We start from the raw sequence: 12766 nt of genomic DNA on the forward strand, positions 1-12766 counted from the left end.
CGTTTGTGGAGAATGTCCACCTGGTAAAGCCAATACAAATGGAGAACCTGTCGCCTGTTTCTCTTTAATCCTTTTTGCTATTTGTTTAGCAATATGTATAGACGCTTCAACAGATGATTCATATATTTCAGTCGGTACTTTTTCATATCGTGTAAGAGCCGACAGCTCAAATTCATTTTCAGGACGATAGTAACGTTGTGGTACCCTATCCAATACGATTTGTGAACTTAAATCTAATCTCATATTAAAGTTATTTTATATATAATTTATGTTTGAAAACTGTTTTCATATCGAACATATAGAGGCTTTAAAGAACAAGAGCTGCAGCTCCCAGAAGATTAACGTCTTCTCTTCTCGATAATAATATCTTAATCCGCTCTACTGTATCTTGGAATGGGAATTTATATACACTTTCGTACATTTTCTCAGAAAACAATTCGTATCCTTTCACGATAGTCCCACCTAAAATAATAGCTTGTGGATCGTAAGTAAAAAGGATTGTTTTGATAAGACTACCTATATGCTCTCCCAATTCTCCCCATAAGGCGAGCATTCTAGCGTCACCTTCCAGAGCCAATCTATATGCTTCTTCGACTGTAGTATCGTTACGTATAAAAAATTTCTCTCCACAATAACGCTCATAGTCTGAATACAAATACGGCAGGCTACCTATTTCTCCGGCACCTGTATTAAATCCGTTATATAATTCATTATTAATAATAATTCCGGTCCCTACTCCCAGGCTTAAGGTTACACATATTATATCACGATATAGAGTACCTTCACCATAATAGCGCTCTCCAAAAGCAAAGCAGTTGGAGTCGTTATTTACAAAAACGGGAACTTTAAATTCTTTTTCGAGGATATCTTTAAGAGGAACTCTTTTCCACGATGGTATATTAATGGCATCCTGAACTATCCCTTTGTCAGTTTTCACGATAGCCGAAACGCCAATCCCTATACCTCTAATATTAGAGTTGATTATTTTTCTGATTGATTCTATCAAATGATTAATTATGACTTCTTCCGATTCATCGGCTCGTGCAGGAACAACAAGTTTTCTAAAAATCTCCCCTCCATCGACAATGCCTAATCGCATGCTCGTGCCATCTATATCTATTCCAATTCTCATAACATCAATAATAAGTGTTATTTAACAGGATAACTATCTATTTTTAAAGTCTAATAGTTCGTCACAAATACTAACTTCAGCTTAAACATTGCTAAAATAGTCTCTCCTTTATGTTTTTCATAATAATACAGTACAAATATATACTTCTAAAGGAGAAAAACACCACACGAATTGTTAATTAACATTTAATAAATAAGACAGCTTCCAATTTGTGTAATTTATGTAACAATTTAACGATTTGATCCATTTCTAATAACATTTGCAATATAGAAAAACTTATTTAATATTCTTCATCAAAATCGATCGTAATAAATTTTAGTACATAAAAAGCAAGCCTCTCTAATTTTATAAACTGAACATTCCTCTTAAAATCGGGAATAGAATCTATAATCAAACAAAATATTTTAACTTTACAACACAATACGGTTTTGGATTTAAGATAATGATGGATCAATCGCAGACAGACATAAAGTTTTTAGCTGGAGTAGGACCCAGAAAAGCCGAAATACTGAATAAAGAAATTAATGTATTCTCGGTGGAAGATCTACTTTATTATTTTCCATATAAATATATAGATCGAAGCCGAATCTACTTCATTCATGAAATAGATGGAAATATGCCTTATATACAAATTAAAGGCAGAATCACAGCATTTGAAACGTTCGGTGAAGGGCGAAAAAAACGCCTTGTGGCACATTTTACCGATGGCACTGGGTTTATTGATTTGGTTTGGTTTCAGGGAGCAAGGTTTATTGAAGACAAATACAGAGTAAATTCTCCATATATAGTTTTTGGCAAGCCGACCATGTTTGGTGATAAATTTAATATAGCGCATCCGGATATTGATCCCTATATCGATGAAGAAAAACGTCCGACCGGGTTGATGCCATACTACAATACGACGGAAAAGATGAAAAACCATTATCTAAATTCGAAAGCAATGCAAAAGATAATGGCAGCCGCATTCACGTCTGTAGTAAAAAATCTGGCAGAAACATTACCTGAGAAAGTGATAAAAGAATCTCATTTGATGGGACTGAAACAAGCTATGCGCAATGCTCATTTTCCCGAAAATGCAACTTTATTAAGAGAAGCTCAGTACAGACTGAAATTTGAAGAACTATTTTATATCCAACTCAATATATTAAGGTATACAGCCGATCGCAAATCGAAGCTAAAAGGTTCCGTATTCACTAAAGTAGGTGGTTACCTCAATACTTTCTACGAGCAGAACCTTCCGTTCCCACTCACTAATGCGCAAAAGCGTATTATCAAAGAAATACGGCAAGACATGGCGACGGGAGAGCAAATGAATCGCCTGCTGCAGGGGGATGTCGGTAGTGGAAAAACACTTGTGGCCCTGATGTTGATGCTGATAGCTCTCGATAATGGTTTTCAGGCCGCCCTGATGGCTCCTACCGAAATACTGGCGACTCAACATTTCCATACCATAAAAGAATTTTTGAAAGATATGGACGTAAACGTAGAATTACTCACCGGCTCTACCAAGAAAAAAGATCGAGAACGGATACATAATGCCCTGTTAACAAATGACCTTCAGATATTAGTAGGCACTCATGCTTTGATAGAGGATACAGTACAGTTTGCGAACCTCGGACTAGTGGTAATAGATGAACAACATCGTTTTGGAGTAGCTCAAAGAGCAAAATTGTGGACAAAAAATGTCAATCCTCCTCATATTCTGGTAATGACAGCCACTCCTATTCCACGTACTCTGGCTATGACTATATATGGAGACCTTGATGTCTCTGTTATCGATGAACTTCCTCCCGGACGTAAACCGATACAAACTATTCACCAGTATGATAAAAAACGAGGTGCATTGTATCAGTCTATTCGGAAACAGCTAGAAGAAGGACGTCAGGTATATATGGTATACCCATTGATCGAGGAAAGCGAAAAACTGGATTTAAAAAACCTGGAAGAAGGATTCGAGCATATAAAAGAGGTATTTCCCGATTATACTGTATGCAAAGTGCATGGCAAGATGAAGCCTAAAGAAAAGGATGCTGAAATGCAAAAATTTGTGACAAACGAAGCACAAATAATGGTTGCAACTACAGTTATAGAGGTGGGAGTTAACGTACCCAACGCCTCGGTAATGGTAATTGAATCGGCCCAACGTTTCGGTCTTTCCCAGCTTCACCAGCTAAGGGGGCGAGTAGGACGTGGAGCAGACCAATCATATTGCATACTGGTTACTCCATATGAGCTTTCCGCCGAAACACGCAAGCGTATAAATATTATGGTAGAGAGTAATGATGGCTTTGAAATAGCTGAAGCAGACCTTAAACTACGAGGCCCCGGAGACCTTGAAGGAACACAACAAAGCGGCATTCCATTCAATCTGCGGATAGCCAACCTTGTACGTGATGGTGAAATAGTACAATATGCTCGCGAAGTAGCACAAAAAATCTTGGAAGAAGATCCTTTGATGGAAAAACCTGATAATCTTATACTAAAAAGACAGCTGCGAAAATTAGGCGGTAACAAATATAACTGGGGCCTAATAAGCTAGTTCCGCATCTGTATATTTGGAACTTCATTTTCTAGTTTCGACACATGAGAATCCAGATGCTTTGCTTTAAATTCGGCCTCTTCTATTTCTTTCGGTTCAACACCTTCTTTGTTTTTTAATTCTTTAATATAATCGGCTAAACTGATTTGATATAACGTAAAATATTCCAATGCCTTTTTTCGATCTTTGATAGAATGTTCGTAGAGATTTCCAATTGTATAGTATAAATTCATTTTCTGATTCTCTCCACCGTATGCTAATGCCTTGGTGTAAGTATCTGCCGCCTCCCGATAATGAGCTCCTTTATCGTAAGCAGAGGCTAAATTCCGATAATAAAGAAACAATGTCAGATCGGGAGGTATAGTTCGATCTAATAACTTAATAAAATACGGTATTGCTTTTTTATGCTCCCCCATATCGTTGCAAGCTACAGCAAGACAATATAATACATTATTATTTGTTGTGTCCTGCCTGAAAGCTTCTTCCAGGAACGGCTGTGCGTTATAACTATCATTCATGGAATAATATGAGATCCCCAAACTCCGTAACACAACCAATGAACTATCCCCCCTGTTATAACATTTTTTGAATCGGACAATCGCTTCGTCATAGTCATCCATACTATAATAACTGAGAGCATTCAGCAAATTCATTTGTTGATTTGTCGTATCTGTTTCCATATACAGATCTGAATATGCTACAGCCTCAATAGTACGACTATTCTTCAGACATAGATTAACTAGGCTTCCTGCAGAAAAACCATCATTGGAATTAGCCAGCCAAGCGGTTTTAAAATACGCCATAGCACTATCGGGCATATTCAATTTTTCATAACACTGTCCAATTCTTTTCAAGGCATTAGACATATGATGTTCTTCATTTATATACTTAAATAAATCTAATGATTGTCGATATTTACCTTGTTGATATAACAAGTCTGCTTTTTGCATCTTGAAATATACATTAGACGAATCGAGCCGAATAAGTTCATTATAACAATCAACGCTTAATTGTCTTTGAGACAAAGCCTCATAACAGAATGCCATTTCTGTTATTATTTGGATATCTCCTTCATATTCTTTCGATAAGGGATACAGAACTTCAAGAGATTTCTTATAATCACCTAGGGCTTTATAGCAAAGACTTTTTTGGACAAGAAGTTCTTTTGTCTGCTCTTGACTATCTATATAATCGAGAGCTTTTTGATACTGAAAATTGCGAAGATAATCCGAGAGCAAATTTGGAAAATTCTGGGAGAATAGAGATGCAACTCCAAAAGAAAGGAGACAAAATAAAATTACTCGTTTTTTCACTTGTCAATAGGTTAATTGATTAGATAAAAGATTAAGCATCTATCTATATGTCAAAAAGCAATATTAGGCCTACCATATTATTTCTTTACTTTTTTCACATCTATAACACGCTTACCTCTAGCCTTCTCACCATATATCTTTATCGCTTCAGCATCATTCAATACAATCTCCACCATCATCGCATTCGGATCTGATTTTGCTTCGCTCACCATCTCCTTATATTCACTTTCGGTTATAATTTTCTCCCCGGAAACAAATAAGTTTGGTCTATTATCTGTTTTACCTTTCAGTCTGTAAACAATCGGCAAGGTAAAATATACCGGAACATCTATACCATTTTGCTTGCCCGGGGTCCAATTAGGCATTGCTTTTACAACACGTACTGCCTCTGCGTCTAAAGCAGGGTCAACACCTCTGATCACATTTACATCACTTATCTCTCCTATCTTACTCACAATAAACCTTACTGTTACACGCCCCTGAATACCTGCTGTTTGAGCAGCTACGGGATATTTCAAATTTTCGCTAATGAAAGCATGCATCGCTGATTCACCACCGGGAAACATAGGCATATCTTCTACGGTTACAAACGCATGATCCGGCACCTCTCCTGATTTAGCTTCTTGTAAAGAGGCAACACCTACAGCCGATTTTTTATCATTTTGAGTACCATAACCCACAACAACTGTTTCATTAGAACTCCCGGATTCTTTCATCTTCTTAGCTCCTGCTAACCTGAAAACAAACGGTAATGTATAATACACATCAACATCTTTGCCTTTTTGCTGACCGGGATTCCACTTGGGCATTGCTTTTATCACTCGTATTGCTTCATCATCAAGTTGCTTTTCAACGCCACGAATAATAATTATATCGCTAAGATCTCCGGTACTTTTTACAATAAATCTAACGATTACCCGCCCTTGTATCCCCGCTGTCTGAGCAGCTACCGGATATTTCATATTTTCATTAATAAATTTATGCATTGCAGATTCCCCTCCGGGATACATCGGCATCTTATCTACTGTTACAAAAACTCCATCCTTTTTTTGAGGAACTTGTTGCCCTTCGGTTATATATTCTTCGACTAAAGATTCATTCTGAGCAATAATACCCATAAGATCTGACGATGCCTGCACAGCATTTCCAAGAATTAGAGCTACTCCAACCGGAACAATCAGCAAATATTTTACTGATAGGAATATTGAACTTTTCTTTCTATTCATCATAGTAATTCGTTTCTTAAGTTGTGATACATTGAAATTATTAATAAGTGGTATACCTGTATTTTTATTCGAAACCTGTAGTAATATATATTGATACGCCTTTGTATCGAAACCTGCATCCAAAACACCCTTATCTGCCAGATACTCTAAATTTATTTTCATTTCATTTTTAAGCAACCACACAAAAGGATTCCACCAGAAAAAAACACATAAAATCTCCGACAATACCACATCGATAGAATGATATTGCTTAACATGAATTTGCTCGTGGGCTATTATTTCAGCTAACTCTACCGAAGTACCCGTCTCAGAATTAATGAATATCCAATGAAAGAAAGAAAATGGAGAAGTTTTGACTTCTTTCATTTTTATAATACGGAACTCCGATATTTTTTCAGACTCATTACTTATTCTTAGCTTAAAAATGCTGAATAATTGTATTAAAAATCTGCATGCAAAAAAGACTGAAACTGTAGATAAAAGCAGTAAGGCTACAGTCCATCCACTCAACGGCTTTTCGGCTGAACCATCAACAGAGACATCGCTCAGCTCTATATCTGAAAGCCAATAGGTTGGAATCTGAACAGATTCTTCGGTCATTGGTATCTCAACATTAAACAAAGAAAATAACAATGAAAACAGAATTGCAAATAAGAAAAAGAATCGCCTTAATTTCAGAAATGTATCTTTTTTCAGACATAAGATATAGACCCCATAAAATAGGCCTAAGGCAACTGATGCCTTTATTAAATATGCTATAATAGTGTTATCCATGGCGTCTCTTATTTCGGGTTAACTTTTACCTTTTTCTATCATTTGCATTATTTCCAGCAATTCTTCAGGCGATATTTTCTCCTCTTTTACAAAAAAGGAGACCAACTCCTTATACGAATTTTCAAAATAGCTTTTCACGACATTCGACATAAATACTTTTTTGTATTCATCTTCTTCTACCTTGGGAGTGTAAACCCAAACATTGCCATATTTTTTTGAATTCAAATATCCTTTTTGCTCCAGATTACGAACGACTGAAGCCACTGTAGTATAAGGCGGCTTAGGATCATGTATTTCATTTATTATATCTTTTACTACACATTCTTTTAGTTGCCAAATGTGTAACATAATCGTTTCTTCCTGGTGAGTAAGCTTTTCCATATATTCAAAAATTACGTAATCCTACTATTTTTTAGTAAATATACGAATACTTGTGAAAGTAAAAAATATTTTAGTGTATTTTATATATAAAAGTGGTAATTAGGAAAAGAAATATAGAGTTATTTTGCTTACAAGCTTTCTATTTCTCTATGTCTGTCAATACCTTATTTTTAGGAGTAGTACCCACAAATTCTTTTAGGTAAAACGGCTCGAAATAAGCAACATCTTCAAATTTCTCGTTCATATAAGCATCTTCGGCTAGACTTACCATATCTAAAGCACGCGGATAAATGCCTTCGAGGAATGATGCACCATTATGATGCAATACATCTTTACATTTTCCAGCGCCATTACCGAAAAAAATAATTTTATATTTATCAAAATATTGAGCGAAAGAATCGCCGTCGATAATATCTGCCGTAATTGGACGAACTTCCTCCAACTTCGCATTCAGAAGGACATCATACACCTCCATACGACGTGCATCTATCATTGGACAGAGTAATGCGTCACTTTCTAAACTATGATCTTTCAAGACTCCATTGGCCATGATTTTTAAAGAACTTAAAGCGATCAATGGAATATTCATGCCAAAGCAAAGCCCTTTAGCCTCTGATACACCAATACGCAATCCGGTATAAGAACCCGGGCCACAACTAACAGCGACAGCATCCAATACTATACCTTTTGTTCGAAGTTCTCTGATAGCCTCATCGACAAATGCTCCCAAAAGAACTGCATGAGAAGGTCCTTTGGTTTCTTCTTTTTGATAAACAATTTGTCCGTCTTTAGCAACAACTACCGAGCAAACCTCCGTTGCAGTTTCAATATTTAATATACAAGGCATTATCTTCTATTTTTTTAGGTCGCAGACCTATTTACTATAATCAGAAATGTAATAAATACTAATATCATATATCTTAAAAATACGATCAAATAATACTATTACTTAATTGGGATACAAAATTACACAATTTAATTCTTTTTTGTACATTTGAGAATTACAATCACATTATTGATAAGTAAACATTTCTTAGAATAGAATGTTTTTTAAACAAAGAATTTGACAAAATACCAAATAAGCTCATGAGTAAAAATAAAACGCCGCACAAAGGAGATAAAAGGAAAACAAAAAAGGACATAATAAATAGTATTGTCAATTTTTTCAATAAAAATTCTGATGAATCTTATAGCCACAAGCAAATAGTTGAAAAATTAGGTCTTAAGAAACCTGCCGAAAAACAATTGACAGCTAACATTATCGATGACCTTATAGAGGATGCTTTCATCATAGAAACAACCCGGGGCAAATACAAATCGAATAATCGCGGCTTATTCCTTGAAGGAACGTTTGAGAGAAGGAGTAATGGTAAAAACTTCTTCACACCTGATGAAGGAAAAGATAGTGACAACACTCAGATATTTGTAGCGGAGCGAAATTCGGCACATGCGATGAATGGAGACCGTGTAAAAGTACAAATGTTGGCTAAACGCAAAGGACGCGATGCTGAAGCTGAAGTATTGGAAATACTAGAGCGTAAACAAACTACCTTTGTCGGTACACTAGATGTTCAGAAGCAATTTGCTTTCCTTGTAATGGACAGTAAAATTCTCGCAAATGATATTTTCATACCAAAAGATAATTTAAAAGGAGGTAAAGACGGAGATAAAGCTCTTGTTGAGGTAGTAGAATGGCCGAAGAAAGCAAAAAATCCAATTGGAAAAGTAATAGATATACTCGGACAAGCTGGTGAAAACAATACTGAAATGAATGCTATCCTGGCTGAATTCGGCCTACCGTATAAGTATCCTGAAAAAATAGAAGCCTACGCCAATACTATATCTGATCTAATAACAGAAGAGGAGATAGCCAAACGCGAAGACTTTAGAAATACAACAACCTTTACTATAGACCCACGCGACGCTAAAGACTTTGACGATGCATTATCTATAAAGCAATTGAAAAACGGACGCTGGGAAGTAGGTGTACATATTGCAGACGTGACGCACTATGTAAAAGAAGGCGATATTATAGATAAAGAAGGCGAAAACAGAGCTACATCCATTTATTTGGTAGACAGAACCATACCGATGCTTCCGGAACATCTCAGTAATGGTCTTTGCTCTCTCCGACCGAATGAGGACAAACTATGCTACTCGGTTATATTCGAGCTTGATGAAGAAGCAAATATAAAGAAAAGTCGTATAACCCGTACTGTGATACACTCCGATAGACGGTTTACATACGAAGAAGCACAAACTATACTCGAAACCGGTGAGGGAGACTTCAATATAGAAATATTAAAACTGAACGATCTTGCGAAAAAGTTAAGGAGCAAACGATTCGATCATGGAGCAATAGCATTCGACCGTCATGAAGTCAGATTTGAAATAGACGAGAAAGGAAAACCAATTAGTGTATATTTCAAATATGCAAAAGATTCAAACAAGCTGATAGAAGAGTTTATGCTCCTGGCAAACCGTACTGTCGCCGAATTTATAGGAAACGTACAAAAAAACAAAACGGCAAAAACATTTGTCTATCGTATACACGACCTTCCGAATGCAGAAAAGATGGAGAATCTATCCGAATTTATTCGCCGCTTCGGATATAAAATAAAAGTCGATGGAACTAAAACCGCCGTATCTAAATCAATAAATCATCTGCTTGATGAAGTAAGCGGCACTGCTGAAGAAAATCTTATTTCAACTATCGCAATCCGGGCAATGGCCAAAGCAGTATACTCTACGGTAAATATAGGACACTATGGTCTGGCATTTGAATATTATACACATTTCACATCTCCGATCCGTCGTTTCCCCGATATGATGGTACATCGTCTATTAACAAGATACCTGAATGGAGAGCGAAGTGTAAGCAAACAATTATATGAAAGCAAATGTGAACACAGCTCACAAATGGAGCAATTGGCTGCAAATGCGGAACGTGCATCGATCAAATACAAACAAGTAGAATATATGTCTGACAAATTGGGACAAATATTTGATGCCGTTATATCAGGAATTACCGAATGGGGACTATATGCCGAAATAAACGAGAACAAGTGTGAAGGGATGATTCCGATACGAGATTTGGATGATGACTTTTACGAATTTGACGAAAAAAACTATTGCCTTCGTGGACGACGTAACAAACGCACATACAGTTTGGGAGATCCTTTAAAAATTAAAGTAGCCAGAGCTAATCTGGAAAGGAAGCAACTAGACTTTGCCTTGGTAGAATAACCTTATTTTAACAAATACAACAAAACCGGATATTTATTGTTAAATATCCGGTTTTCAATTGTCCATAAAAGTAAAACTTCTATTTTTGCACATATAGATATATTGTTAACATTTTCTAAGACATGACAGAAAAACCTTCCGGACGACTACTAGCACTAGATGTACTACGTGGAATTACAATTGCAGGTATGATATTAGTTAATAATTCAGGATCAGGGAGCACCACTTATGCGCCTTTAAAACACGAAATATGGCATGGGCTTACTCCCACAGATCTTGTATTCCCATTTTTTATGTTCATAATGGGAATATCAACCTATATATCACTGCGAAAATTTAATTTCGAACTCACTACACCAACTCTATTCAAAATAATCAAACGCACCATTATTATATTCTTAATTGGTGTCGGATTATCGTGGTTCTCAATTTCTTTTTCAACCTATCGCTCTCTCCAAGCCGAAGATATCGGTTTTTTAGAACGCTTCTTTAAAGCGATAAGCAACTTCGAACATATACGTATATTAGGAGTTATGCAAAGATTAGCATTAACATACTGCGTGGCTTCTATTGTAGCAATAACGGTAAAACACAAATATATACCCCATATCATAGCAGTCACTCTGATTGGTTATTTTCTTCTCTTACTTTTTGGCAATGGATTCGAACGTAGCGAACAAAATATCATTTCCATTGTAGACCAAGCAGTCTTAGGTATCGATCATATGTATAAAGATTCAGGATTGGCACTCGATCCCGAAGGTCTACTCAGTACAATTCCGGCAATAGCCCATGTGCTTATCGGATTTTGTTGTGGTGCGGTACTTATGACTATAAAAGACAATCAACAGCGGATAACTCAATTGTTCATTATTGGAACAATTCTTGCATTTGCAGGATTCCTCCTCAGCTATGGATGTCCGATCAATAAAAAAATATGGTCTCCCACATTTGTTCTTGCCACATGTGGATTAGCTTCATTATTGCTTGCTCTTCTAATCTGGATAATAGATATAAAGGGTTACAAACGGTGGAGCGTATTCTTCGAGTCGTTTGGGGTCAATCCTTTATTTATATATGTACTGGCAGGAGTAATAGCGATATTAGCAGGACAACCTTTCTTTACATATGAAAATGAATTAATATCAGCTAAAAAAATTATATATTCTGTCGTTCTACAACCGTCTTTCGGTGATTATTTCGGCTCCTTGCTTTATGCCATATTGTTTGTAAGCATATGCTGGCTGGTAGGCAATATTTTATATAAAAAGAAAATTTATATAAAAATCTAATAATTTCTTTGGTTACGTTTTTTTAAACTCTACATTTGTCGCTTATACACAAAACGGCAAAATCTATTATTAATATAAACCTAATTAAAAACCTTACACCATTATGAACAAGTATTCAATTAAAGCTTTTATCGAAGAAACAGTTCAGGACGATTCGAAGAATGCTTTCTTCCAACTTGAAAGCCCTTACATGTTAGAGTTGAACATCAATAACCAAACGGTTATGTTGAAAAAGGGAGCAATGGTAGCTTACGACGGTAACGTGAAATTTGTCAGAGAAGGCATGCTTAGCAAAGGTGTCGGCAATCTGCTAAAGAAAGCAATGTCCGGAGAAGGCACTACGATGATGAAAACATCAGGAACCGGAAAAGTATACGCCGCTGATCTAGGAAAAAGAATCCGTATTTTGTATTTAGAAAACGAAGCCATTAATGTAAATGGAAACGACATCCTGGCTCACGAAGAAAATGTCAAATCTGATATTAAAATGATGAAAAGCGTTGCCGGTATTGTAGGTGGCGGTCTTTTTCAGGTTCGTTTGAGTGGAACAGGACATGTAGCTGTTACAACCCACGGACAACCTTTGACCCTATTAGTTAAACCCGGACATCCTGTTTTTACAGACCCTAATGCAACCGTGGCTTGGTCGGGCAATCTTACTCCATCCATCAAAACTGATGTTTCACTAAAAACATTTATTGGTCGCGGTAGTGGAGAAAGCATACAAATGATGTTTGAAGGCGACGGTTGGGTAATAATTCAGCCTTATGAAGAAACATATGGTACAGGACAATAAGTAAGACTTATTAAGATATTTGTAGATGCGGGGAAAATTCTAATTTTCCCCGCATCTACTATTATAA

The 12766-nt window shown here is 36.3% G+C and carries 9 protein-coding genes and 1 pseudogene; 4 read left to right on the forward strand and 6 right to left on the reverse strand.

The genetic code is table 11. The features are described 5' to 3' along the window. Together JGH11_RS16310 and JGH11_RS16315 are read right to left on the reverse strand one after the other, a co-directional pair. Positions 1 to 243: pseudogene (locus JGH11_RS16310) on the reverse strand (glucosamine-6-phosphate deaminase); the annotation flags it as partial. Between the two features lie 64 nt (positions 244 to 307). Beyond that, positions 308 to 1132 carry an ROK family protein gene (locus JGH11_RS16315; protein WP_201113598.1) on the reverse strand — a complete coding sequence of 275 codons (825 nt, stop codon included), beginning with the start codon at positions 1130 to 1132 and terminating at the stop codon, positions 308 to 310. Between the two features lie 442 nt (positions 1133 to 1574). Here JGH11_RS16315 and recG point away from each other — a divergent pair, with 442 nt between their 5' ends. Continuing rightward, positions 1575 to 3671, forward strand: a complete 2097-nt coding sequence (recG, locus tag JGH11_RS16320) for an ATP-dependent DNA helicase RecG (RefSeq protein WP_201113600.1) — start codon at positions 1575 to 1577, stop codon at positions 3669 to 3671. Here recG and JGH11_RS20630 read toward each other — a convergent pair. From JGH11_RS20630 to tsaB, 4 genes are all read right to left on the reverse strand, one after another. Beyond that, entirely contained in the window at positions 3668 to 4984 is a 1317-nt protein-coding gene (locus JGH11_RS20630; protein ID WP_201113602.1) for a tetratricopeptide repeat protein, read from the reverse strand. The genes recG and JGH11_RS20630 overlap by 4 nt on opposite strands. A 77-nt stretch (positions 4985 to 5061) precedes the next feature. Beyond that, positions 5062 to 6984: a M56 family metallopeptidase gene (locus tag JGH11_RS16330; protein ID WP_201113604.1), complete on the reverse strand. Its 1923-nt coding sequence runs from the start codon at positions 6982 to 6984 to the stop codon at positions 5062 to 5064. 18 nt (positions 6985 to 7002) lie between these two features. Continuing rightward, a complete protein-coding gene (locus JGH11_RS16335; RefSeq protein WP_201113606.1) occupies positions 7003 to 7365 on the reverse strand; it encodes a BlaI/MecI/CopY family transcriptional regulator in 363 nt (120 codons plus the stop codon). 139 nt (positions 7366 to 7504) lie between these two features. Beyond that, on the reverse strand, positions 7505 to 8212 hold the full coding sequence (gene tsaB / locus JGH11_RS16340) for a tRNA (adenosine(37)-N6)-threonylcarbamoyltransferase complex dimerization subunit type 1 TsaB (RefSeq protein WP_201113608.1): 708 nt from the start codon (positions 8210 to 8212) through the stop codon (positions 7505 to 7507). Positions 8213 to 8451: 239 nt separating this feature from the next. Between tsaB and rnr the strand changes: the two genes are divergently transcribed. The 3 genes from rnr (at position 8452) to JGH11_RS16355 (ending at position 12699) form a co-directional block, all read left to right on the forward strand. Then, on the forward strand, positions 8452 to 10611 hold the full coding sequence (gene rnr / locus JGH11_RS16345; RefSeq protein WP_201113610.1) for a ribonuclease R: 2160 nt from the start codon (positions 8452 to 8454) through the stop codon (positions 10609 to 10611). Between the two features lie 122 nt (positions 10612 to 10733). Further along, the gene (locus tag JGH11_RS16350) at positions 10734 to 11903 is read left to right on the forward strand and encodes an acyltransferase family protein (RefSeq protein ID WP_201113612.1); all 1170 of its coding nucleotides are present in this window, start codon (positions 10734 to 10736) and stop codon (positions 11901 to 11903) included. Positions 11904 to 12006: 103 nt separating this feature from the next. After that, the gene (locus JGH11_RS16355) at positions 12007 to 12699 is read left to right on the forward strand and encodes an AIM24 family protein (protein WP_201113613.1); all 693 of its coding nucleotides are present in this window, start codon (positions 12007 to 12009) and stop codon (positions 12697 to 12699) included. Positions 12700 to 12766: the final 67 nt, after the last annotated feature.

Origin of the sequence: Dysgonomonas sp. Marseille-P4677, from assembly GCF_016652235.1 — a bacterium.
Classification (GTDB): Bacteria; Bacteroidota; Bacteroidia; order Bacteroidales; family Dysgonomonadaceae; genus Dysgonomonas.